Annotated in this window: 21 protein-coding genes; 13 read left to right on the top strand and 8 right to left on the bottom strand. The window is 68.5% G+C overall.

What is annotated here, in order from left to right; genetic code table 11:
* Positions 1-39: 39 nt before the first annotated feature.
* Complete coding sequence (locus tag GO999_RS19525) at positions 40-348, top strand: H-NS histone family protein (RefSeq protein ID WP_011004387.1); 309 nt, start codon at positions 40-42, stop codon at positions 346-348.
* 105 nt (positions 349-453) lie between these two features.
* Here GO999_RS19525 and GO999_RS19530 read toward each other — a convergent pair whose 3' ends face one another.
* The 4 genes from GO999_RS19530 to GO999_RS19545 form a co-directional block, all read right to left on the bottom strand.
* Positions 454-1,995 carry a methyl-accepting chemotaxis protein gene (locus GO999_RS19530; protein ID WP_111374532.1) on the bottom strand — a complete coding sequence of 514 codons (1,542 nt, stop codon included), beginning with the start codon at positions 1,993-1,995 and terminating at the stop codon, positions 454-456.
* A gap of 138 nt (positions 1,996-2,133) precedes the next feature.
* Positions 2,134-3,570 carry a PAS domain-containing protein gene (locus tag GO999_RS19535; RefSeq protein ID WP_071092954.1) on the bottom strand — a complete coding sequence of 479 codons (1,437 nt, stop codon included), beginning with the start codon at positions 3,568-3,570 and terminating at the stop codon, positions 2,134-2,136.
* A 50-nt stretch (positions 3,571-3,620) separates the two neighbouring features.
* Positions 3,621-4,646 carry a UDP-glucose 4-epimerase GalE gene (galE, locus tag GO999_RS19540; RefSeq protein WP_011004390.1) on the bottom strand — a complete coding sequence of 342 codons (1,026 nt, stop codon included), beginning with the start codon at positions 4,644-4,646 and terminating at the stop codon, positions 3,621-3,623.
* A 159-nt stretch (positions 4,647-4,805) separates the two neighbouring features.
* Positions 4,806-5,777, bottom strand: a complete 972-nt coding sequence (locus GO999_RS19545) for a tyrosine-type recombinase/integrase (RefSeq protein WP_021155634.1) — start codon at positions 5,775-5,777, stop codon at positions 4,806-4,808.
* 74 nt (positions 5,778-5,851) lie between these two features.
* Between GO999_RS19545 and GO999_RS19550 the strand changes: the two genes are divergently transcribed.
* From GO999_RS19550 to GO999_RS19575, 6 genes are all read left to right on the top strand, one after another.
* Positions 5,852-6,022: a hypothetical protein gene (locus tag GO999_RS19550; protein ID WP_011004392.1), complete on the top strand. Its 171-nt coding sequence runs from the start codon at positions 5,852-5,854 to the stop codon at positions 6,020-6,022.
* A 542-nt stretch (positions 6,023-6,564) separates the two neighbouring features.
* Positions 6,565-7,353: a trehalose-phosphatase gene (gene otsB, locus GO999_RS19555; protein ID WP_011004393.1), complete on the top strand. Its 789-nt coding sequence runs from the start codon at positions 6,565-6,567 to the stop codon at positions 7,351-7,353.
* A complete protein-coding gene (otsA, locus tag GO999_RS19560; protein WP_011004394.1) occupies positions 7,350-8,747 on the top strand; it encodes an alpha,alpha-trehalose-phosphate synthase (UDP-forming) in 1,398 nt (465 codons plus the stop codon). The genes otsB and otsA overlap by 4 nt, the downstream gene beginning before the upstream one ends.
* Before the next feature lie 64 nt (positions 8,748-8,811).
* The gene (locus GO999_RS19565) at positions 8,812-9,273 is read left to right on the top strand and encodes a MarR family winged helix-turn-helix transcriptional regulator (RefSeq protein WP_011004395.1); all 462 of its coding nucleotides are present in this window, start codon (positions 8,812-8,814) and stop codon (positions 9,271-9,273) included.
* A gap of 146 nt (positions 9,274-9,419) precedes the next feature.
* Positions 9,420-9,845, top strand: a complete 426-nt coding sequence (locus GO999_RS19570) for an organic hydroperoxide resistance protein (RefSeq protein ID WP_211907135.1) — start codon at positions 9,420-9,422, stop codon at positions 9,843-9,845.
* A gap of 46 nt (positions 9,846-9,891) precedes the next feature.
* Positions 9,892-10,911, top strand: coding sequence for an alpha/beta hydrolase (locus GO999_RS19575; protein WP_019719713.1), 1,020 nt, complete (start codon positions 9,892-9,894; stop codon positions 10,909-10,911).
* Between the two features lie 90 nt (positions 10,912-11,001).
* Here GO999_RS19575 and GO999_RS19580 read toward each other — a convergent pair whose 3' ends face one another.
* Positions 11,002-11,775, bottom strand: a complete 774-nt coding sequence (locus GO999_RS19580) for a Mut7-C RNAse domain-containing protein (protein WP_211907136.1) — start codon at positions 11,773-11,775, stop codon at positions 11,002-11,004.
* A gap of 104 nt (positions 11,776-11,879) precedes the next feature.
* Positions 11,880-12,827: a LysR family transcriptional regulator gene (locus GO999_RS19585; RefSeq protein ID WP_019719712.1), complete on the bottom strand. Its 948-nt coding sequence runs from the start codon at positions 12,825-12,827 to the stop codon at positions 11,880-11,882.
* Positions 12,828-13,108: 281 nt separating this feature from the next.
* Between GO999_RS19585 and GO999_RS19590 the strand changes: the two genes are divergently transcribed.
* From GO999_RS19590 to GO999_RS19615, 6 genes are all read left to right on the top strand, one after another.
* Positions 13,109-14,182: an alpha/beta hydrolase gene (locus tag GO999_RS19590; RefSeq protein WP_071012613.1), complete on the top strand. Its 1,074-nt coding sequence runs from the start codon at positions 13,109-13,111 to the stop codon at positions 14,180-14,182.
* Between the two features lie 305 nt (positions 14,183-14,487).
* On the top strand, positions 14,488-15,804 hold the full coding sequence (locus GO999_RS19595) for an efflux RND transporter periplasmic adaptor subunit (RefSeq protein WP_071012616.1): 1,317 nt from the start codon (positions 14,488-14,490) through the stop codon (positions 15,802-15,804).
* 36 nt (positions 15,805-15,840) lie between these two features.
* Entirely contained in the window at positions 15,841-19,050 is a 3,210-nt protein-coding gene (locus GO999_RS19600; RefSeq protein ID WP_019719709.1) for an efflux RND transporter permease subunit, read from the top strand.
* A 19-nt stretch (positions 19,051-19,069) separates the two neighbouring features.
* Positions 19,070-20,596: an efflux transporter outer membrane subunit gene (locus tag GO999_RS19605; protein ID WP_020829906.1), complete on the top strand. Its 1,527-nt coding sequence runs from the start codon at positions 19,070-19,072 to the stop codon at positions 20,594-20,596.
* Between the two features lie 177 nt (positions 20,597-20,773).
* Positions 20,774-21,586: an AraC family transcriptional regulator gene (locus GO999_RS19610; protein WP_011004404.1), complete on the top strand. Its 813-nt coding sequence runs from the start codon at positions 20,774-20,776 to the stop codon at positions 21,584-21,586.
* Positions 21,587-21,798: 212 nt separating this feature from the next.
* The gene (locus GO999_RS19615) at positions 21,799-22,896 is read left to right on the top strand and encodes a threonine aldolase family protein (protein ID WP_211907137.1); all 1,098 of its coding nucleotides are present in this window, start codon (positions 21,799-21,801) and stop codon (positions 22,894-22,896) included.
* A gap of 202 nt (positions 22,897-23,098) precedes the next feature.
* On the opposite strand, the gene merB is transcribed toward GO999_RS19615, so the two are convergent.
* Together merB and GO999_RS19625 are read right to left on the bottom strand one after the other, a co-directional pair.
* Positions 23,099-23,776: an organomercurial lyase gene (gene merB / locus GO999_RS19620; protein WP_020371768.1), complete on the bottom strand. Its 678-nt coding sequence runs from the start codon at positions 23,774-23,776 to the stop codon at positions 23,099-23,101.
* A gap of 48 nt (positions 23,777-23,824) precedes the next feature.
* Positions 23,825-24,232 (bottom strand): PTH2-like family protein, encoded by a 408-nt coding sequence (locus GO999_RS19625; protein ID WP_011004407.1) that lies wholly within the window; start codon positions 24,230-24,232, stop codon positions 23,825-23,827.
* Positions 24,233-24,275: the final 43 nt, after the last annotated feature.

Genomic DNA, 24,275 nt, shown 5'->3' on the forward strand with positions numbered 1-24,275 from the left:
CGTGCCCATGTTTCAATTGCAAAAGTTGAGGAATCCATAATGTCGACATACAAGGAAATCGTTCAGAAGATCTCTGAACTGCAGCGCCAGGCCGATGAACTCCGTGCAAGCGAACAAGCCACGGTGATCGCCGAAATCAAGCAGAAGATCGTTGATTACGGCCTGAGCGCCGACGATCTCGGTTTTGGCGCCAAGGGTGGTCCGGCGTCCAAAAAAGCCGGCCGCAAGGTGCCGGTGCGTTATCGCGACGGCCAGGGCAACACCTGGACCGGCCGCGGCAAGCGCCCGGGCTGGCTGGTCAAGGAACTGTCGGCCGGCAAGAAGGTGGAAGATTTTCTGGTTGCCTGACGTTTGAACCGCGTCTTCCGAGAAGCCCCAGAAATCTTCCGGAAAACCACATGAACAAGGCCGGCGATATTTGCCGGCCTTGTTCTTTTTCCGTCACCCACAGCCTTACATCTGGAAGCGGCCCACTGCCGTACGCAACACCTGCGCCTGCTCTTCCAGCGACAATGCGGCGGCCGCTGCCTGCTCCACCAGGGCCGCGTTCTGCTGCGTCACCTGATCCATCTGGTTCACGGCCTGATTGACCTGCTCGATGCCCGAGCTCTGCTCGGCCGATGCGGCGCTGATCTCACCCATGATGTCCGTCACGCGCTTGACGGCCACGACGACCTCATCGATCACAGCCCCGGCCTCCTCCACCAGCGCAGTGCCGTTCCGGACACGGCCGACCGAGTCGCCGATCAGTTCCTTGATCTCCTTGGCCGCCCCCGCCGAGCGCTGCGCCAGGCTGCGCACCTCGCCCGCCACCACCGCGAAGCCGCGACCCTGCTCGCCGGCCCGGGCCGCTTCCACCGCCGCGTTCAGCGCCAGGATGTTGGTCTGGAATGCAATCCCTTCGATCACGCCGATGATGTCGGCGATCTTCTTGCTGCTGTCGTTGATGCCGGCCATGGTCTCGACCACGCGGCCGACCACTTCGCCACCCTTGACCGCGACGTCCGAGGCATTGACCGCCAGCGTGCTCGCCTGGCGTGCGTTGTCCGCGTTCTGCTTCACGATCGAGGTCAGCTCCTCCATGCTGGAGGCCGTTTCCTCCAGCGACGAAGCCTGCTGTTCGGTGCGCTGCGACAGGTCGGCGTTGCCGGCGGCGATCTGCTGGGTGGCGCTGGCGATCGAATCCGCCGAATGCTTGATGTGGCTGATGGTGCCCGTCAGTTCCCGCTGCATCTGCGCCATGGCGAACAGGACGCTGTCGCGATCCCCCGGACGGGTTTCGACGCGCATGGCCAGATCGCCCGCGGCAATCCGCGCCGCGATATCGGCGGCATAGGCCGGATCCCCGCCCAGCTGGCGCTGCAGGCCCCGCGCGAGCGTCGCCACCACGAGCGTCATCAGCAGGCCGACGCCCAGCAGCAGCCCCAACGACTGCAGCAGTGAGGCGCGGAACGCCGCGTCGACGTCGTCGATATACAGGCCGGTCGTCATGGACCAGTCCCAGGGCTGGTAGTACGCGACGTAGGTCAGCTTGGGCTCCGGGGTGCTGCTGCCGGGCTTCGGCCACAGATAGCGCACGAACCCGCCGCCGGCCTTGGCGGTGCGGGCGATGTCGGTGAACAGGTGATTGCCGGCCGGATCGGTGACGGCGGACATGTTCTTGCCGACCATTTCCGGCTTGATCGGATGCATGACCGAGACCGCATCCGTGGTCGACAGCGAGAAATAGCCGTCGGCGCCATAGCGCATGGTTTTCAAGCGGGCCATCGTCTGCGCCTTGGCCTCTTCCACCGTCATCTTGCCTTCCCGCGCGAGCTGGCCGTATTCCTTGATGACGCTGAATGCCGTGGCGCTCACATTCTGCAGGTCGCGCTGCCGCTCTTCCATGCGCAGCGTGCGTGCGCTCCAGGCACTCCATAGCGTGATCGCCAGCAATCCCAGCCAGCTCAGGACGAGCGGAAGCCACAGCTTCTGCCGAAGCGTGAGTCGGTTCATGCTTTCCTCCAAGGTGTCTTGTATGCCACGCGATGCTGCGCGGCGCTCCCCGGCGCGATTCCACGCGCTCTACGGGGGCTATCGGGATGGAGGCAATGAAACTTGAGCCGGGGCCACCGTATGGCATGCCCCCGCGACTCAGTGCAATGCGGAAGGATCGATGGTCGGGAACACGCCGTCGGTGGCGGGTACCGGGCCGGGGGCGGGGCTCGATGCCTGGGCAGGCATGGCGGGCTCGGTATTGGCTGCGGCAGGCGTGTTGTCGAGCGGCGACCACGACTCCCACAGGCCCTGGCGCCGGAGCGGCACGTCCGGCGCGGCCTGGGCGGGGGCGTAGGCGGACGGCGGCTGCGCCGCGGCCACGGCAGTGGCCTGCTGCGTGATGTCGGTATGCGAGCCCGCCATGCGCGTGGCCCGGCCGCCGGCATCGCGCAACGCGACGCCGCTCGCCTGGATGCGACGGTAGCCGCCGTCCTTGTGGCGCATGCGGAATTCGGCCGCGTAGGACGGCGCATCGCCATCGACATGGACCTGGATGCGGTTGAGCACCAGCGGCAGGTCGTCCGGATGGACCAGCCGCAAGTATTCGCTGGTGCTCGGACCGATTTCCTTGAGCGTATAGCCGAGCATGGCGGCAAACCGCTCGGAGAAATGCGCGCCGCGCGTGATGAGGTCGAACTCCCACAGTCCGACGTGGGCGCCGTCCAGCAGCAGCTGGTGCCGCGCGCTGAGCTCGGCTTCGCGCTGGCGATAGCTCTGCTCCAGGTCGTTCAGCGCCTGCGTGGTTTCCTTGCGGCGACGGATCTCGCGCGCGACCACCGCCGCCGACCGATCGCCGGCTGCGCGGTCGCGAAAGCCGAGCAGGAGCACCGCGAGCACGGCGACGACCGGACCGGCCACCAGGGCCAGGCGTGCCCCTTCCGGCGCCCCGGTGGCGGCCGATGCTTGCTGCGCGCCGAGAATCGGCCCGGCAAGCACCGCGCCCAGCGTCAGCCCGAAGCCCAGCAGCAGGCAGACGAACACGCTCATGGCCGGACGCCGACCCGTTTCCGCGGGCAGCAGCGCAAACTGCAGCACGGCCGCGCAGGCCGTGGCCGCCAGGACCACCACGACGGCGAGCACGCCCGCATCCGACAGCGCGACCGTCTCCACGGTCTGCGCGCCGGCCTGGATCAGCTGCATCATCGGACCGCAGGCGCCCAGCAGCAGGCCCATCAGCAGCGTGCGGACCAGTCCGACGCCCGGCCGCGCACCCAGCATGCACCACAGCGCGGTGACCGCCAGGCTCCAGCCGAACGCCGCCAGCGTAAGCACCATGCCGTGCGTGCCGGACGCCGCTTCGTGCGATGGCCAATGCGCCAGCAGGGGCAGCAGCGAAACCGTCCACAGGCCGATGGCGGCAGCCAGCGCCGTCAGCAGCAGCGGCAGGCGCGCGGGACCGGCCGGTTGCCGGTGCAGGTCATCGAGCAAGCGCAGCAACAGGCAACCCGTGCCGCACGCCGTGACGAACGGCAGCAGCGCGGGCGACACCGCGCTCGCGAACTGCCCGATCAACTGGACAAGCGCGTCATCCACCGCAAAGCCTCCCCTCTTTCCGGACTACGCAAAACAGTGAGGGTAATGGATCAGCCCCGTGTCTGAAAGCCGTCCGGATTCATGCTTTGCCAGCGCCACGAGTCCTCGCACATGCGTTCGATGCCGTACTGGGCCCGCCAGCCCAGCTGCGATGCGGCCAGAGACGGATCGGCGTAGCAGGCGGCGATGTCGCCGGGGCGGCGCGCGACGATCTCATAGGGGATCGGACGGCCGCTGGCGCGTTGGTAAGCCGCAACGACTTCCAGCACCGAATAGCCGCGGCCGGTGCCGAGGTTGACGGTAAAGCCGCGTCCGTCGCGGCGCAGCACGTCCAGGGCGCTCAGGTGGCCGCGCGCCAGGTCCACCACGTGGATGTAGTCGCGCACACCGGTGCCGTCCGGCGTCGGCCAGTCGCCGCCGAAGACGGACAGCTGCTCGCGCCGGCCCGCCGCCACCTGGGCGACGTAGGGCATCAGGTTGTTGGGGATGCCGCGCGGGTCTTCGCCGATCAGGCCGCTGTGGTGCGCGCCCACCGGGTTGAAATAGCGCAGGTAGGCGATCCGCCAGGCGCCGTTGGAGACTTCCAGGTCGCGCAGCACCTGCTCGCCCATCAGTTTGGTCTGGCCGTAGGGGTTGGTGGCCGACAGCGGGAACGACTCGGTGATGGGCACGGTATGCGGATTGCCGTACACCGTGGCCGACGAGCTGAACACCAGCTGCCGCACGTTGGCATGCGCCATGGCCGCGCACAGCGTGACCAGCCCGCCCATGTTGTTGTCGTAATAGGCCAGCGGCTTCTGGACCGATTCCCCCACCGACTTCAGCGCGGCGAAGTGGATGACGGCCGAGATGCGCGTGCTGGCGAACAGGTCATCGAGCAGCCGGCGGTCGCGGACATCGCCCTGCACGAACTTCGGCGTCTTGGCGGTGATCTGCTCGATGCGGGCCAGCACGGCGGCGCTGCTGTTGCACAGATTGTCCAGGCCGATCACCTGGTAGCCGGCGTCCAGCAGTTCAACCCAGGTGTGCGAGGCGATATAGCCGGTGGCGCCGGTCAGCAGGATGGTTTCGTTCATCGGGTGAAGGGTTCGAGGAGGAGAAGGTTCGTGCCGCGCTTGTGTCAGGCCTGCGCGCGGCATCGAACGCCTGCGGAACAGCGCGCGCCAGCCCGCAGGACAGCGCGATCATAGCAAAGCCTTGCAACGGATTGCGGGCAAGCCGGCGAAACCACCGCGCTACGCAGCGGTGCCCGGGTGGTCTGCGGCAAGCCAGTCAGTGTAGGCCGCGCGCAGGCGCCAGGCGGAAGCCGGATCGCGCAGGCCCAGCGCGTGGCCGACTTCGGCGGGACCGGCGCCGGCATCGAACAGCGCGGCGGCATAGCCGTTGCGCAGGGTCTGCGGCGACAGGCGCTCATTGCGGTGGACCAGGGCCGGCAGCTCGCCCAGCCAGGACTCGACGCGCCGGTAGATGGACGCGGCATGCATCGCGCGCCCGCCGGCATCGGCGACGAAGATGCGTTCGCCGGGCACCTCGGCCTGGGCGCGCACCGCCAGCCACGCCGACAGCGCGGGGCGCGCCGTTTCCAGCAGCGGGGCATCGTACGGCTTGCCGCGTGCCGGCTCGACGCTGATGGTGGCCTGGTCCGCCGCCACCTGGCGCAAGCGCAGCGACTGGACCTGCGCCACCTTGAGCCCCGCGCCATGGCACACGGCCACGATGGCGCGGTCGCGGGCGAGCTTGAAGGCACTGGCATTGGCTGCCTCGCCCGCCGCTGCCGTCACGGCCAGCGATGCATCGATGGCGATGCGCTCGGCCCGCGAGAGGAATGCGGTGGGGTCGTTCTCGCCCTCGGCCAGCTTCTGCCGCACGGCGATGCTGGCCGGGTTGTGCGTGCCCGCGCGCAGCAGCGCGAGCTGATGGAAGACGCGCTCGATCAGGCGCGCGTAGCGGTAGCGGTGCAGCTTGGTCAGGCCCGCCTCATCGAGGAAGGCGGCGATGTCGGCGGCGCTCCAATCGGCCAGCGCGCGGCGGTGGGCCTCGGTCCAGCGCAGCCACTTGCGCCACATCGCGCGGTACACCGTGGCCGACGAGGCACGGTAGCCGCGCGCGGCCAGCCAGTGCTCGAAGGCCTGGGCGGGCTGGTCGGTCCAGTCCTGCAGATTCGGCTGGAAGAGATCGGGGGAAGGCGCGGCCGGATCGACGGACATGCGGCAAAAAACAGGCAGGCGCGGGCGTTTCGCGTATCCTCGCGAGCGTATCACGCCGTCGACAGGATTCCACCGTGAAAAAAACCGATCTCGAAAAACTCAAAGGCCTCAAGCTGAACAACGAACGCAAGCGCCAGGAACAGCGTACCGGCAAGGGGGGCCAGCCGGGCGCCGGCAAGGCCGTCCCGCGCAGCAAGCTGCTGACGGCGCTGCTCGACAAGCCGGCGCCGGACGACAAGCGCTGAGCCCGCCCCGCCCGGAACCCGGCTGCGCTGTGCCAACAGTTGCCGGGGTACCGGGCGGTCCGGCGCGGCTGTCCATCCGCACGCGCCGGCCATCACCTCCTCCCCTCGCCCCTGCCCGCCCCGTGCATCATCCACGCACACCGGGCACAGAAACAGCGGCCGCTTCAATCGCCTGAAGCCCGACGGCACGACATCCCGCCCACCGCCAGCAGCCCGATCCACAAGAACAAGCGCGCACGAACGACACGCGCGGCGCGTTGGGCGATCGACTGCACTCTCCCTGCATCCTGATCCGCGAGCTGCGACTGGCGACCACGCCCTCGGCGTGCAAGAACGATGCGCGCCGCCGCCAACGGCGCCTTCCGGCGCTGATCGCCTGAACCCGCACGCCACCGCGAATGTGGAGGATTTGCAACTTTGCCGCCGCTTTTACATACGGCGGCGGCGACAAATCGTTCGTGGATGCCGAGTCGATCACGCTTGCGCGCAGCGGCCCGCTTCTTGCGTGAACCGGCGTATCACGCACACATTCATGGATCGCCTTGTCTCGGATCGCATCACCCGCCTCCTCTGCCCGCGCGGCGCCGCTGCCGCCCATCGACCCGGCGCGCACGGCCTTTCTGCTCGACTTCGACGGCACGCTCGTTGACATCGCGCCGCAGCCGGAAGCCGTTCACGTCGCGCCGGACCTGCGCGCCACCCTCGCCGCCCTGCAGCGCGCAAGCGGCGGCGCGCTGGCGGTCATCAGCGGCCGCACGGTGGCCGACCTCGAAACGCGGCTCGACCTGCCCGGCCTGGTGATCGCCGGCGTGCATGGCGCCGAGCGCCGGCACGCCGACGGCAGCTTCCATCGCTTGCAGACCGACAGCGAGGCACTGGCCGCGCTCGAACGCGAACTGCGCGCGCAGCTGCCCAGCGTGCCGGGCGTGGTGCTCGAGTCCAAGGGCATCGCCTTTGCCCTGCACTACCGCCATCTGCCGCAGGCCGCCGACGCCGTGTGCGCGCTCGCCCGGCGCCTGGCCGACCGGTATGCCGACCACGTGCGGCTGCAGGCCGGCAAGATGGTGGTCGAGCTCAAGCCGCGCGGGGCCAGCAAGGGGGCGGTGGTCGGCCACCTGATGCGCGCCGCGCCGTTTGCCGGCCGCATCGCGCTCTTCGCCGGCGACGACCTGACCGACGAGAGCGCCTTCGAGGCGGTCAACACCCTGGGCGGCTGGTCGATCAAGGTCGGCATGGGGCCCAGCCAGGCGCATTGGCGCGTGCCCGATCCGGCCGCATTGCGCGACTGGCTCGCGGCGCTGGCCCGGCGCGCGGGAGGGCGTGCGGCATGAGCCGGCTGATCGTGGTCTCCAACCGCGTGGCGCCCATCGCCGAAGGCCAGGCGAGCGCCGGCGGGCTGGCGGTCGGCGTGTACGACGCGCTGCGCGATACCGGCGGCGTGTGGTTCGGCTGGAGCGGCGAGATCGCGCCGGGCGCGTCGGGCGAGCCGTCCATCGCCGCCAAGGGCGCCATCACCTTCGCCACCGTGGGCCTGAGCCGCCGCGACTACGACCAGTACTACCGCGGCTTCGCCAATGCCACGCTGTGGCCGGTGTTCCACTACCGCGTCGATCTGGCGCGCTACGAGCGCCAGGAGTACCACGGCTACCGGCGCGTCAACACGCAGTTCGCGCATCAGCTCAAGGCGCTGGTGCAGCCCGACGACATCCTGTGGGTGCACGACTATCACCTGATCCCGTTCGCAGCCGAATGCCGGGCGCTGGGGCTGCGCAACCGCATCGGTTTCTTCCTGCACATTCCGTTTCCGTCGCCGGAGATCCTGACGACGATCCCGCCGCACGAAGAGCTGATGCGCGCGCTGTGCGCCTACGACCTGCTCGGCTTCCAGACCGAGACCGATCGCGTCGCCTTCTACGACTACATCGAACGCGAGGCGCGCGGCTACATCGAGAACAAGGAGCACAACGGTCCGGTGCACGCCTACGGCAACACGCTGCGCGCCGAGGTCTACCCGATCGGCGTGCATCCGGACGAGATCGCGCGGCAGGCGGTGTCGTCGCTGGCGCGGCGCAATCCGTTCGCGCGCGAGGCCGATGCGAGCGGCGGCCGCCCGCTCAAGCTCATCATGAGCGTGGACCGGCTGGACTATTCCAAGGGCCTGCCCGAACGCTTCCGCGCGTTCGAGCAGTTGCTGGACGATTTTCCCGACCACCGGCGGCACGTGACCTTCGTTCAGATCGCGCCGACCTCGCGGCAGGATGTGCAGAGCTACCAGCAGATCCGCCAGCGGCTGGAGGCCGAATCGGGCCGCATCAACGGCAAGCATTCGGAACTGGACTGGACACCGATCCGCTACATCAACAAGCAGTACGACCGGCGCATGTTGATGGCGCTGTTCCGCGCCTCGCACATCGGCTATGTCACGCCGCTGCGCGACGGCATGAACCTGGTGGCCAAGGAATACGTGGCGGCGCAGGACCCGGAGGCGCCGGGCGTGCTGGTGCTGTCGCGCTTCGCGGGCGCGGCGCGCGAGCTCGATGCCGCGCTGATCGTCAATCCGTACGACACGCGCGGCATGGCCGAGGCGCTCAACCGCGCGCTGACGATGCCGCTCGAAGAGCGCAAGGCACGCCACGCCCACATGATGGACCGGCTGCGCGCGGCCGACCTCACGGCATGGCGCGAACGCTTTCTGGCCGATCTGCGCGGCGCATCGGCCCGCTAGCCCCGGAGACCCATCGCAGAAAAATAGCTTGCTATTAGGTAGCACGCGACATAATATCCGGGCCATGGACACACGCAAGACCGCCTCTCCGTACCCGAACCTGGCGCTGGACCAGCAGCTGTGCTTTGCGCTGTACTCGACCATGATCGGCCTGAACAAGGTGTATCGCGGCCTGCTCAAGCCGCTGGGCCTCACGTACCCGCAATACCTGGTGATGCTGGTGCTGTGGGAGCGCGACGCGCTGACGGTGTCGGAGATCGGCGAGCGGCTGTTTCTCGATTCGCCCACGCTCACGCCCATGCTCAAGCGGCTGGAGGCGGCGGGCCTGATCGGTCGCCAGCGCTCGGATGCCGATGAGCGGCAGGTGATCGTTTCGCTGACGGCCGAAGGCCAGCGCCTGAAGCATCGCGCCAAGGACGTGCCCGGCTGCGTGGCCGCCGCCATGGAATGCGTGCCGGCCGAGCTGGAAGCCTTGCGTACGCAGTTGACCGGCATGAGGACGCGGCTCTTCAAGAACGCGGCCTGATGCCGGAACGGGCGGGTGCCGCAAGCACCCGCATTTTTTAACCCAAATATATTGCACGCTATTTAATAGCGAACAATATTTCAGCGCCTGCGCCCGGCCCAAGACATCCGTGCGCAGGCATCCCACCCCTCTACAGGAGAACCGCCATGTCGATCGAAACCATCCTCTATCGTGCCCACGTCAATGCCACCGGCGGCCGCGACGGCCGCGCCGCCACCGATGACGGCCGGCTGGATGTCCGCCTCGCCACGCCCCGCGAGCTGGGCGGCGCCGGCGGCGAAGGCACCAACCCCGAGCAGCTGTTCGCAGCCGGCTACAGCGCCTGCTTCCTGGGCGCGATGAAGTTCGTCGCCGCGCGCGACAAGCTGCGCCTGCCCGCCGACACGAGCGTGCAGGGCTCGGTGGGCATCGGCGCGATTCCGAACGGTTTCGGCATCGAGGTGGACCTGGCGATCAGCCTGCCCGGCATGGACCGCGCCGAAGCCCAGGCGCTGATCGAGCGCGCCCACATCGTGTGCCCGTACTCCAACGCCACGCGCGGCAACATCGACGTGCGCCTGAGCCTGGTCTGATCCGGCCACCCCGACACCGCTCATCCACCTCTCTGGAGATTTCGCCGTGAACCGCATTGCCAAGTTCGTTGCCGGCTCGCTGCTGGCCGTCGCCACCGGTGCCGCCCTTGCCGCGGGCAGCCCGGGCGTGGAACGCAACACCCAGGCGTTCCTGGACGCGCTCGCCGCCGGCGGCGGCAAGCCGCTCGAAACGCTGTCGCCTGCCGAGGCGCGCGCCGTGCTGGTCGGCGCACAGGCCGCGCCCAAGGTGCCGCTGCCGCCGGCCGACGTCAGCGAGAAGACCATCAACGTGGACGGCAAGCCGATCCGCCTGACCATCGTGCGGCCGGCGGGCGCCAAAGGCGAGCTGCCCGCCTTCATGTTCTTCCACGGCGGCGGCTGGATCCTGGGCGACTTCCCCACGCACGAGCGCTTCGTGCGCGACCTCGTGGCCGACTCCGGCGCGGTGGCCGTGTTCGTGAACTACACGCCCTCGCCCGAGGCGCGCTATCCGGTCGCCATCAATGAAGCCTACGCAGCCACCCGGTGGGTCGCGGAAAACGGGGCGCAGATCAACGTGGACGGCACGCGGCTGGCGGTGGTGGGCAACAGCGTGGGCGGCAACATGGCAGCCGTGGTGGCGCTGATGGCCAAGACGCGCGGCGCGCCCGCCCTGCGCGCGCAGGTGCTGTTCTGGCCGGTCACCAACGCCAGCTTCGAGAACGCGTCGTACGACGCATTCGCCGAAGGCCATTTCCTGACCCGGCCGATGATGAAGTGGTTCTGGGATGCCTACACCGCCAATCCGGCGCAGCGCCAGGAGATCACCGCCTCGCCGCTGCTGGCGACGCCCGGGCAGTTGAAGGGCCTGCCGCCCGCGCTGGTGCAGACCGCCGAGAAGGACGTGCTGCGTGACGAAGGCGAAGCCTATGCGCGCAAGCTCGATGCCGCCGGCGTGACCGTGGTGGCGACGCGCTACAACGGCATGATCCACGACTTCGGCCTGCTCAACGCGCTGAGCGGTTTGCCGGCGACGCGCGCCGCCCTGCATCAGGCCAGCGAAACACTGAAGCTGCGTCTCAAGTGAGGTGAATCGGGAAGCGGCAAGCCCGCCGCCTCCCGGTGCTGCGGCCGCCGCGCGCTTGCGCGGCGGTTTGCCATGGCGCGCCGGCGCGGCTTACAGGCGGACACCGCCATGCCGCAGCGGCCCCTGCACCGCGTCGGCTTCGGCCGCGCCATCGGGATGCGGCGCGAGCATGCGGGCCAGCGAGGTATTCATGCGCGCCCAGTGCGAACCGGGCCAGTACACGCGCCGGCACACGTCGCACGTGCTGAACAGATGCTGACGCTCGCGCACGCGCGGCGGCACGCTGGCGGCCGCTTCTTCGGCGGACAGCAGCCGCAGCGGCGCATTGCATTCCAGGCAGCGCGAAAACGGCCGCGCCGCTTCGGCCAGCCTGAAGCGCGCCACGATCTCGCGCATCTGCGCCTGCGGCTCGCGCGCGCGGATGAAGGCGCCGCGCCGGATGCCGCGCCGCTTGAGCAGCTCCCGGTCGCGACTGAGCACGATCCAGTCTTCGGTATCGGCCAGCGCTTCGATGGTGGCATCGGCGTAGTTGTTGTCGTACGCGGTGTCGAAGCCGGCCATGCGCAGCAGGCGCGCCGTGGCGCCCAGGTGGGCGTCGCACAGGAAGTGCAGCGGCGCGTCCGGCAAGGCGGCCCGCACGCCGGCCACCGCCACCGCGCCGCGCGCGGGGAGCAGCGCATCGAGCAGCGCCGCATGGCCATCCACCTGGACCGCGCCGACCTCGGTATGCGGCACGCCGAAGGTCTCGATGGCGTGTTTGAGCGTGGCCCCCTCGGGCCATGCGCGCGCAGCGGGCCGCTCGCGCTGGGCGACCGGCAGAAGCGGCGTCAGACTCGCATCGAACGTGAACAGGAGGGTCGGCATGCTTCCCACGATACGCCGACCGGCGCCGGGGCGGAAATGGAAATGACAAGGGCGGCGCGGCCGGAAAGGACCACGCCGCCCCCGGGGATGCCGCCGCGACCGGTTCAGGCGGCGTCGGCCACCCGCCGCAGCGGCAGCGGCTCCTTCAGCCGCAGGCACGGGTGATCGGCGAACAGCATCGCCACCCAGTCCACGAACACCCGCACCTTGGGCGACAGGTGGCGGTTGTGCGGGTAGATGACCGACACCGGCAGCGGCTCGGAGATGTGATCGGGCAGCACCTCCACCAGTTGCCCCGATTGCAGGTGCTCATAGGCCAGGAGCCGCGCCGTCTGCAGCAGGCCCAGCCCGTGCAGCGCGCAGGCCATGGCCGATTCCGCGTCGTTGACCGACACCAGGCTGCGCACCTTGTGGATCTGCTTCTGGCCATCGATGACGAAATCCCAGTCCATGCGGCGGCCGTTGCGCGGCGAGAAGTAGTTCACCGCGATGTGGTCCTGCAGATCCTCCAGCGAACGGGGCGTGCCGTATCGCTCGAGGTAGTCCGGCGAGGCGCAGTTGACCATCGACAGCTGGCCGATGCGGCGCGCGACCAGGGTGGAGTCCTGCAGCTCGCCGACGCGCACGGCGCAGTCCACGCCTTCCTGGACCAGGTCGACGGTGCGGTCGCTCATGCCGATCTCCAGCTGCAGGCCGGGATAGGCGTCGTGGAAGTCGCGGATGCGCGGCACCAGCAGCCGTTTGCCGATCGAGCCGGGCACGTCGATGCGCAGCGTGCCCCGCGCCCCCGACGCGCTCTGCGAGAAGGCGGCCTCGGTCTCTTCGAGGTCGCCCAGGATGCGCACGCAGCGCTCGTAGTAGGCGGCGCCATCGGCGGTGACGTTGACGCGCCGGGTGGTCCGGTGCAGCAGGCGCACGCCGAGATGGGCCTCGAGGCTCTGCACGAGATTGGTGACGGTGGCGCGCGGCAACTGCAGGTTATCCGCAGCCTTGGTGAAACTGCTGGCTTCCACCACGCGCGTGAAAACCTGCATGGCTTGCAAGCGATCCATCTGCGGCTCCTGAAGATGGCCCGATCGGCGCAAGACCGCCTGCGCGAATCGATTCCTGGAAAGAGAGGTCCGGCGCGCGCGATCCGGCGCCGCGGATGATCGCGGCGCAGCAGACGGGCAAAAGGACGAGGCTTATTTTTAGCACAACCGGAAAACCTTGATTGTTCGGTTGCCGCTAATAGTGATGTCCGATTATAGGCATTTATCCGCGTGCGACGCGTCGCCAGAATTCAGCCCATCGATCACCGGGTACGCCGCCAAGGCATGCCCCGCTTGCCATCATGGGTTCTTCGCCACCTCGCCTCGTTGTTTCGGAGCATGCGCCGGCCGCCGCCGCGGACACCGGCACGCGCGCCGCACCACGGCGCCCGCTTGCCGGCGTGCCGGACGTCGTGCCCGCCGGCGCATTGCGCGTCGCGGCAGCCGATCAGCCCGGCCCCGGGACCGGCGCCCCGGCAACCGCAGAGGCGAACACGCCGCCGCGTGCCGTCAGCGCGGCGGACTACTGGACGCAGGGCTACGCCAGCCGCATCCGCCTGCGCGTCTTCCGCCCCGAGCGCCGCGCCGATGACGGTGCCGTGCCGCTGCGCCAGCCGGGCGTGCTCTACCTGCATGGCGGCGGATTCGTCGGCGGCTGCATCGACGATGCCGACGTGTCGGCCCGGCATCTGGCCGCCACGCTGCCGGCGGTGGTGGTGACGGTCGGCTATTCGCTTGCGCCGGCGGCGCCCTTTCCCGCCGCGCCGGAAGACGTCTACGCCGCGCTGTGCTGCATGGCCGAGCACGCCGCCACCTGGGGCATCGACCGCCGCCGGCTGGCGGTGGCCGGGCACGATGCGGGCGGCAACCTGTCCGCCGCGCTGGCCATGATCGCGCGCGACCGCGGCGGCCCCGGCCTGCGCGCGCAGGTGCTGATCGCGCCGATGCTCGACCCGACCATGGCGCGCGTGCGCCCGGACCGGCTGGCCGACGCGGACAACTCGGCCGAGGCCTGCGCCGCCTGCTACCGGCAGTACCTGCCGCGCCCCACCGAGCGCGTGCACCCGTACGCCGCGCCGGTGGAATCACGCCGCCTGCATGGCCTGCCGCCCGCCCTGCTGCTGACCGCGCCGCAAGACCTGCTGCGCACCGAAGCCGAACGCTACGCCAGCGCCCTGATCGAGGCAGGCGTGGCCACCCAGGTCCTGCGCGTGGCCGATGCCTGCCACGACTCCATCGCCACCGACCGGGCGGCGCTGGACGAGATCACCTGTTTCCTGCGCTGGCACCTGGGCCTGACCCGCCCGGCCGGCCCGCGCAAGCGCCGGAGGCGCCGCGCCGCCACGGCCGGCACGGCCGATGAACTGCCAGGCTGACACGGCGACGAGCGCCCGGCCCCCCGGAACCCGGCCCGGCAAACGCCGGCCTTTGATGAATGGTCCTCAACACGGCATGCGGTTGCGAGCGCTTGATCGACGACTGACGCTGTATTCCAATCCCGGAGCACGGTAGACCTGCGACCCAGGCCGCGCCGCTCCGATCCGGCACGACCTGGGAGACGCCTGGCTGATATCCCCATGACAACAAACGGAGTACGCCGCCGCGCGCATGCCAGCCATGCCGCGGCCGCACGCTGTTCCCGCTTTCTTCTTTGCTGATCCCCAACGAATCGAGAGTCATCATGAGCCTGTCAAAACGCACCCTCGCCTTGTCGGTCGCCGCCGTGGTCGGCGTTGCGGCCGTGGGCATCTACGGTCTCGCCCCCACTGCCGGCGCCTCGCAGCAACCGGCCGCGCCGGCCGCCATGCCGGTGGATGTCGCCCCGGCCATCGCGCGCAACGTCACCGACTGGGACGAGTTCTCCGGCCGCCTGGAAGCCGTCGAGCGCGTCGAGGTGCGCCCGCTGGTGGGCGGCACCATCACCGCGGTCCACTTCAAGGACGGCAGCATCGTCAGGAAGGGCGACCCGCTGTTCACCATCGATCCGCGCCCCTACGCCGCCGAAGTGGCCCGCACGCAAGCCGCGCTGACGGCCGCCAAGTCGCGCGTGGCCTACACCGCGTCGGAGCTGGAGCGCGCGCAGAAGCTGGTGGCCGACAACGCCATCGCCCGCCGCGAGTTCGAAGAGAAGGAAAACGCCGCGCGCGAGGCGCAGGCCAACCTGCAAGGCGCCGCCGCCGCGCTGGATGCGGCCAAGCTGAACCTGGAGTACACGCGCATCGTGGCGCCGATCGCGGGCCGCGTGTCGCGCGCCGAGATCACCGTCGGCAACGTGGTCGCCACGGGCGGCGCCGCGCCGGTGCTGACCACGCTGGTGTCGGTCTCGCCGATGTACGTGGCGTTCGATGCGGACGAGCAGACCTATCTGCGCTTCTCCGCCAACAGCGCCCAGGGCGCCAGGACGCCGGTCTATATCGGCCTGGCCAATGAAGACGGCTACACGCGCGAAGGCACGATCCAGTCGGTCGACAACCGGCTCGACGTGCGCTCGGGCACCATCCGCGTGCGCGCCACGGTGGACAACGCCGACGGCCGCCTCACGCCGGGCCTGTACGCCCGCGTGAAGATGGGCAGCGGCGCGCCGCACGATGCCGTCCTGATCAGCGACAAGGCGATCGGCACCGACCAGGACAAGAAGTTCGTGCTGGTGGTCGACGCCGCCAACAAGACCAGCTACCGCCCCGTCACGCTGGGCGCGTCGGCGGACGGCCTGCGCGTGGTGAAGGCCGGCCTGAAGGTGGGCGAGCGCATCGTCGTCAACGGCATCCAGCGCGTGCGCCCGGGCGACCCCGTGGCCCCCAACGCGGTGACCATGGAAAGCCTGGTGGCCAAGCGCGCGGCACGCCCCGGCACGCCGCCGCAGCCCGATGCCGGCAACACCGCCGAAGCCGCTGCGCCGTCGTCCGCCGCCGCCCCGGCCGCCAAGGCCACGCCGCAGCCCAAGCCCGCGAACGCCAAGACCGCCGCCGCGCAACGCCTCCCGGCCGACCGTGCCTGATCGCGCACGCACGGCCGAACCTCATCGCCCAACGCCATGAACTTCTCCAAATTCTTCGTGGACCGCCCCATCTTCGCCGGGGTGCTTTCCACGCTGATCCTGCTGATCGGGATCATCTCGATCTGGCGATTGCCGATCTCGGAGTACCCCGAGGTCGTGCCGCCTTCGGTGGTGGTGCGCGCGCAGTTTCCGGGCGCCAACCCCAAGGTGATCGCCGAAACCGTCGCCTCGCCGCTCGAAGAGCAGATCAACGGCGTCGAGAACATGCTCTACATGCAGTCGCAGGCCAACAGCGACGGCAACCTGACCGTGACAGTGACCTTCAAGCTGGGCACCGACCCGGACAAGGCCCAGCAGTTGGTGCAGAACCGCGTCTCGCAAGCCATGCCGCGCCTGCCCGACGTGGTGCAGCGCCTGGGCGTGACCACCATCAAGAGCAGCCCCGACCTGACGATGGTGGTCCACCTGCTGTCGCCCAACGACCGCTACGACATGACGTACCTGCGCAACTACGCGGTGCTCAACGTCAAGGACCGCCTGGCACGCATCAACGGCGTGGGCCAGGTGCAGCTGTTCGGCTCGGGCGACTACTCGATGCGCGTGTGGCTCGACCCGAACAAGGTGGCCGAGCGCGGCCTGACCGCCAATGAAGTGGTGCGCGCCATCCGCGACCAGAACGTGCAGGTGGCGGCCGGCGTGATCGGCGGCTCGCCGTCGCTGCCGGGCACGGACCTGCAGTTGTCCGTCAATGCGCAGGGGCGCCTGAAGACCGAGCAGGAATTCGGCGACATCATCCTCAAGAGCTCGCCCAACGGCGCGGTGACCACCCTGCGCGACGTGGCCCGCATCGAGCTGGCCGCATCGGAATACGGCCTGCGCTCGCTGCTGGACAACAAGCAGGCGGTGGCCATTCCGATCTTCCAGGCGCCGGGCTCCAACGCGCTGCAGATCTCGGACGACGTGCGCAAGACGATGGCCGAGCTGAAGGAAGACTTTCCCGAAGGCGTGGACTACCGCATCGTCTATGACCCGACGCAGTTCGTCCGCTCAAGCATCGAGGCGGTCACGCACACGCTGCTCGAAGCGGTGGCGCTGGTGGTGCTGGTGGTGATCCTGTTCCTGCAGACCTGGCGCGCGTCGATCATTCCGCTGCTGGCGGTGCCGGTGTCCATCATCGGCACGTTCGGGCTGATGCTGATGTTCGGCTTCTCGATCAACGCGCTGTCGCTGTTCGGGCTGGTGCTGGCGATCGGGATCGTGGTGGATGACGCCATCGTGGTGGTGGAGAACGTCGAGCGCAACATCGCCGACGGGCTGTCGCCGCGCGAGGCCACCTACAAGGCCATGCGCGAGGTGAGCGGCCCCATCATCGCCATCGCGCTGACGCTGATCGCCGTGTTCGTGCCGCTGGCCTTCATGACGGGCCTGACCGGCCAGTTCTACAAGCAGTTCGCGCTGACGATCTCGATCTCGACGGTCATCTCCGCGTTCAACTCGCTCACGCTGTCGCCGGCGCTGGCCGCGCTGCTGCTCAAGAGCCATGACGCGCCGAAGGACCTGCTGGCGCGTGTGATGGAACGCGGCCTGGGTTGGATCTTCCGCCCGTTCAACCGCGTGTTCGGTGCCGCGTCGGAATCGTATGGCCGCAGCACATCGCGCGTGATCGGCCGCAAGGCCGTCATGCTGGGCATCTATCTGGCGCTGATCGGCCTGACCGCGCTGCTGTTCAACCGCGTGCCGGGCGGCTTCGTGCCGATGCAGGACAAGCAGTACCTGGTGAGCTTCGCGCAGCTGCCCGACGGCGCCTCGCTGGACCGCACCGAGGACGTGATCCGCCGCATGTCGGACATCGCCCTGAAGCACCCCGGCGTGGAAAGCGCCGTGGCCTTCCCGGGCCTGTCGATCAACGGCTTCACCAACAGCCCGAGCGCCGGCATCGTGTTCGTCACGCTCAAGCCGTTCGACCAGCGCAAGACGCCCAACCTGTCGGGCGGCGCCATCGCCGGCCAGCTGAACCAGCAGTACGGCGCCATCAAGGATGCGTTCATCGCCGTGTTCCCGCCGCCGCCGGTGCAGGGCCTCGGCACGGTGGGCGGCTTCAAGATGCAGCTGGAAGACCGCGGCTCGGTCGGCTACGAGCAGCTCTTCGCCGCCTCGCAGGCCTTCATGCAGAAGGCGCGCCAGACGCCGGAGCTGGGCCCGTCGTTCTCGAGCTACCAGATCAACGTGCCGCAGCTCAACGCCGACCTGGACCGCGTCAAGGCCAAGCAGCTGGGCGTGCCGGTCACGGATGTGTTCGACACCATGCAGATCTACCTGGGCTCGCTGTACGTGAACGACTTCAACCGGTTCGGCCGCACCTACCAGGTGAAGGTCCAGGCCGATGCGCCGTTCCGCGCCCACGCCGAAGACATCCTGCAACTCAAGACCCGCAACACCGATGGCGACATGGTGCCCCTGTCCTCCCTGCTGCGCGTGTCGCAAGGCTTCGGGCCCGACATGGTGGTGCGCTACAACGGCTACACCGCCGCCGACATCAACGGCGGCCCGGCGCCGGGCTACTCGTCGGGCCAGGCCCAGGCCGCGGCCGAGCGCATCGCGCGCGAGGTGCTGCCCAAGGGCGTGCGCTTCGAATGGACGGACCTGACGTATCAGCAGATCCTGGCCGGCAACTCCGCCGTGTGGATCTTCCCGCTGTGCGTGCTGCTGGTGTTCCTGGTGCTGGCCGCGCAGTACGAGAGCCTGACACTGCCGCTGGCGGTGATCCTGATCGTGCCGATGAGCCTGTTCGCCGCCATGCTGGGCGTGTGGATCTCGCACGGCGACAACAACATCTTCACGCAGATCGGCCTGGTGGTGCTGGTGGGGCTGGCGTGCAAGAACGCGATCCTGATCGTCGAATTTGCGCGGGAGCTGGAGCTGCAGGGGCGCTCGATCGTGGAAGCCGCCATCGAGGCCTGCCGCCTGCGTCTGCGCCCGATCCTGATGACGTCGATCGCCTTCATCATGGGCGTGGTGCCCCTGGTGATGTCGACCGGCGCCGGCGCGGAGATGCGCCATGCCATGGGCGTGGCCGTGTTCGCGGGGATGCTGGGCGTGACGCTGTTCGGCCTGTTCCTCACGCCGGTGTTCTACGTGGTGCTGCGCACGCTGGCCTCGCGCCGCCGCCAGCGCTCGGAAGACGCCCCCGACCTGGATCCGGACGCCGGCGGCACGGCCCTGCCGCTGCCCTCCGGCCAACACTAATCATGCATCCCGAATCGACATGAACGCGCTCAAACAACAACAGGGCGGGCCCGCGCGGCCGGGCCGCTGGACCCCGCTGGCGCTGGCCGCCGCGCTGTTCCTCGCGGCCTGCTCGCTGGCGCCGACCTACGAAAAACCGGACGTCGGCACCCCGACCGCCTTCAAGGAAGCCGCCCAGGGCGCCGATGCGCCGCTGGCCGCCGGCGAGCAAGGCAAGTGGAAGACTGCCGAGCCCTCCATGCCGACCGACGGCGCGTGGTGGAAGCTGTTCAACGACGCCACGCTCGACAGCCTGGAAGCCCAGGCCGGCGAGGCCAGCCCCACGCTGGCCGCCGCCGCCGCGCGCGTCAGCCAGGCCCGGGCCATCGTGCAATCCAACCGCGCGGCGCTCTTCCCCGAACTGGATGCGGGCTTCGGCCCGACACGCCAGCGCGCCTCCGCGGCATCGGCGGGGCTGCCGGTCGGTGCACCGGTACAGCCGCAGACCTACTGGCGCGCGCAGGCCACCGTCTCGTATGAGGCCGACCTGTTCGGCCGCGTGCGCAACAGCGTGAACGCCGCCGATGCCGACGCCGAGCGCGTGGAAGCGCTCTACCGCGCGGCCCGCCTGTCGCTGCAGGCCGACGTGGCGCAGACCTACTTCAGCCTGCGCACGCTCGACGCCGAAGAAGCCCTGCTCGCCCGCACCGTGGTCGGCCGCGAAGAGGCGCTCAAGCTGGTGCAGCGCCGCTTCAGCACCGGCGACATCGGCGAGCTGGACGTCGCCCGCGCCGATGCCGAACTGGCCACCGCCCGCTCGGACCGCCTCGATGTGGCGCGCCGCCGCGCCTTGCTGGAGCACGCGCTGGCGACCCTGCTGGGCAAGGCGCCCTCGGGCTTCACCTTGGGCGCCGACCCGCTGCAGGCGGCCAACGTGCGCGTGCCGCCCGGCCTGCCCTCCGCCCTGCTGGAGCGCCGCCCCGACGTGGCCGCCGCCGAGCGCGCGATGGCCGCCGCCAATGCGCGCATCGGCGTGGCGCGCGCGGCGTTCTTCCCGCAACTGCAGCTCACGGGCGGCTTCGGCTTCGAGTCGCACGACATCGGCGATCTGCTCAAGTGGAGCAGCCGCACCTGGCTCCTCGGGCCGCTGGTGGGCACCGCGCTGTCGCTGCCGATCTTCGACGGCGGCGCGCGCAGCGCCGGCGTCAAGCAGGCCCGCGCCGCCTACGAGGAAAACGTCGCCAACTACCGCGAGGCCGTGCTGGTGGCCTTCCGCGAGGTGGAAGACAACCTCTCCGACCTGCGCCTGCTGGCCGACCAGTCCAAGGTGCAGGACGACGCCGTGCGCGCCTCCACGCGCGCCGCGCAGCTCTCGCGCACGCGCTACAACGCGGGCTCGGTCAACTACCTCGACGTGATCGATGCCGAACGCAACATGCTGTCGACGCAGCGCGTGGCGGTGCAGCTGGCCGGCGGGCGCGTGAATGCGACGGTGGGGCTGGTGAAGGCACTGGGCGGCGGATGGGGCGACCCGCCGGCGCCGCAGACCACGGTGAGCCAGCGATAGGCGCAACCGGCGAGCCACACCCGGCGCGGCTTCGGCCGCGCTTTTTTTTCTTCGCCGGCGCCGGCCGCGTCGGGCTGCGGTCATCCGGACGCAGTCGTTCGACACCACCGGGCCCCTTCCAGGCGAGCGGCGATATACTGCTTCCCGAAGTCGTCAACGTGCCGCCGCGCCCTTCCCATGGCCGATTCTGTCCAGTACCAGCAAGTCGCCGACGTGCCCGGCCTGGTGCTGAGCGCGGGTCGCTTCTCGCAATTCAGTTTCGAGCGGCATTTCCACCTGGATTTCCATGTCGGGCTGGTCACCGCCGGCGTGCAACGCCAGCGCTTCAAGGGCAAGACCGTCTTGCTCGGCCCCGGGTGTATCTCCCTGATGCCGCCCGGCGAAATCCATGACGGCGTGGCGGAAGGTGACGGCGCATACACACTCAAGACGTTCCGGCTCTCGCAAGCACTCTTGGCGAATCTGGCCCAGGACATCAGCGGCACGGATCATGAGCCGGAACTCGCCGCGACCTTGCTCGAGGATCCGGCACTGGCCGGCCACCTGCTCCGCCTGCACGACGCCATGCAACACAGCGGCGCCAGCACGCTCCAAGTGCAGTCGGAATGGCTGGCCCTGCTGGCATTTTTACTCAAGCAATCGCGCGCGCTCATTCCGGAGCACACCAAGGGCGCGCTCTCGCCGGCGCAATGGCAACGGGTCAGGGACTATTGCTTCGCCCACGCCGGTGAAAGGATCACGCTGGACGATCTGGCATCCCTATGTGCCCTGGGCCGCTTCCAGTTTCTCAAGCAGTTCAAGCAGACCGTGGGGATGACGCCGCACGCGTGGCTAGTCCGCCTGCGCCTGGAGCAGGCCTGTTCGCTGTTGTCGAGTCGCTCCAAGGCGATCGCCGAGGTCGCGCAAGAAGTCGGGTTCTACGACCAAAGCCACTTCAATCGGGCGTTCCGGCAGGCCTTCGGGGTGGCGCCTTCGCACTATCAGTCCTAGGCCGCCCCCCTAGTCCTTTCGTCTCCGGCCCGCACAATCCGCCGCCGGCCTGCGCGCTTCGTACCGGCTTTCCGCGACTGGCGCGACAATGACCGGCCGCCCAAGGCCGGTCAGGGCGATCGGTCAATTTTTTACAAGCGGCATCGCCCCGGGTCCAAATACGATGCGTCGGTCCGGGACAGCAAGTTCCCGGCCCCGATGAGGAAACCACAGTGAACCGCGATCCGATGCCGACCACCCGAACACCCGCCCTGGGCTTTACCAGCGACAACATCGAAGGCGCGTCGCCCGAGGTGCTCGATGCCATCCTTGCCGCCAATTCCGGTCAGGCGGCCCCGTACGGCGCGGATGACTGCACCGCCCGGGTCGAGCAAACGCTGAGCGAGCTGTTCGAGCGCGAAGTCAAAGTCTTCCTGGTCCCGACCGGCACCGCGGCCAATGCACTCTGCCTGGGCGCGATGACGCCGCCCTGGGGCAACGTGTACTGCCACCCGTCAAGCCACATCAACAACGACGAGTGCGGTGCCCCCGAGTTCTATACGAACGGCGCGAAACTGGTCGCAGTGGATGGGCCATCCGCCAAGATCGATGTGGAGAAGCTTCGCGCCGCCACCCGCGTGAAGGTGGGCGACGTGCATTCCACCCAGCCCGCTTGCGTCAGCCTGACGCAAGCGACGGAAGTCGGGAGCCTCTACACGCTGAATGAGATCGAAGCGATCGGACAGCTCTGCAAGGACGCCCGCATCAAGCTGCAGATGGATGGCTCGCGCTTTGCCAACGCGCTGGTTTCCCTGGGCTGCTCGCCCGCCGCCATGACATGGAAAGCGGGCGTCGATGCGCTGTCGTTCGGCGCGACCAAGAATGGCGTCGTCGCGGCGGAAGCCATTGTGCTGTTTGACCTGTCGCTCGCGGCCGAGATGGGCTACCGCCGCAAGCGGGCCGGCCATCTGTTCTCGAAGATGCGTTTTCTGTCGGCCCAGATCGAAGCCTACCTGGCCAACGATCTCTGGTTGCGCAACGCACGCCAGGCAAACGACATGGCCCTGCGCCTGGCCCGTGGCCTTGAAGGGATGCATGGGGCCAGCGTGCTGGGCGCCACGGAAGCCAACATCGTCTTCTGCCGCCTCCCCTCGACCGTCATTGAAAACCTGCTCCAGGCGGGATTCCGCTTTTATCACGATCGCTGGGAGCCGAACGTGGTGCGCTTTGTGACGTCCTTCGCCACCACGGCCGATGATGTCGACAACCTGCTGCGGCATATCAAGGCCGCAGCCGCCGGGCCATCGGCAGACACCCATGCCACCGCGTGAACGCCCGCCATGCGCCGAGGCTGCGTAACAGCGCTCGACGCGCGTTGAAGGGCGGTCTCGCTTGCGCACACCGCTACCAGGCATGACGCGCCACATCCGCATGCCGCGCGTCCAGTCCCAACCCTGTTCGCGCCGGCCCGGCAAGCCGGTCTGGCTGAAGATGGGGGCGGCGCAACCGTCCGCTGCGTCTTGCCCGGTACCGCTAGAACCGGGCCGCTTCGGCCGCAATCGTCCAGACGGGGCCGCTCAAATGATGGCGTGCGAATAATTCAATCGCTTCCCGTACCGACCACTTGGTCCAGTCTGCATCGGCATGGCGTGCATACCATTCAACGGCAAAGTTCCAAACCTGCTCGATAGGACGCACGTCCCCCTTCGGAATGCCTCTGGATGCACACCATTCGTCCACTTGGGCTTCATCGCGGAATAGCAACTGAACCGAGCATGTGTAGATGACGTTATCCCAGGCGTGCTTCATCGGTATCGGAAAATGCACAACATAATCCGTGTCGAGCAGCCTGCCGTTCTCGATCCTGATGATGACGTGGTCGTCGATCGCACCGATTCTTGTCTCGATGGTGGCCGATCCACCGGCCAAATGCACCAAGCCCAAGGCGCACCAGGCGCAGTTCCCCCACCATTTGCGGTTGCCTGACTTCACCACACAGGTCGTGGGCGCTGCCGAAAACGGATGGGCGATCCAGACCTCATCGGAATGGGGATGAAGTACGACGCCGTGATTGTCAGCGAGTGCGCGCAAAGCCTGTCGCACCTGCGCTTCATCCCGGTTGAAACGCTCGGCGATCTCACGAACCGTCGGAGGGCGCTGATGCTCAAGAAAGCACGAGATGATGGCTTCATGCAGGCTTGCATCGTTCATGGCCGTTATTCTTCCTGTAGCTGAGGGCACGTGGTTATCACGCTGGAATCAGGGGTGCATCCGCGCGCCCTTGGTGATCTTGTCAACGATCTTCTTTTCTTCGCGCAATGCGATACCGACGACTCTCGCGCTGTCCGGCCCGTGCTCCGCAAACACGGCCCGGTTCGCGGCGTCATGCCCGGTCGAGAACATGTCTTCGATATAAAGCCCATGCGGGACCTTTCGTTCCAGGGCGCGCCGGTGGACAGCTTTCAACGTTTCCTGGTCGCCCGACAGGACGATGACAGGCTGAACGCACAAGCTGTGGTAGGTGTTATCGGCCGCGTCGCGATAGGCTTCGCCCATGATCTCCGGCGACGCACCGGTGATACCGCTCATCAGGAATGCGGTGACATTGAGTTTCTGCCAGGTCGCCAGATCGTCACGGACGACAATCGCTATCTTCGTATCAAACATCAAGTCCTCTGTTCCAGTGGAAGGCTGCTCCTTTGAGCAGGAT

Origin of the sequence: Ralstonia nicotianae (genome assembly GCF_018243235.1) — a bacterium.
Classification (GTDB): domain Bacteria; phylum Pseudomonadota; class Gammaproteobacteria; order Burkholderiales; family Burkholderiaceae; genus Ralstonia; species Ralstonia nicotianae.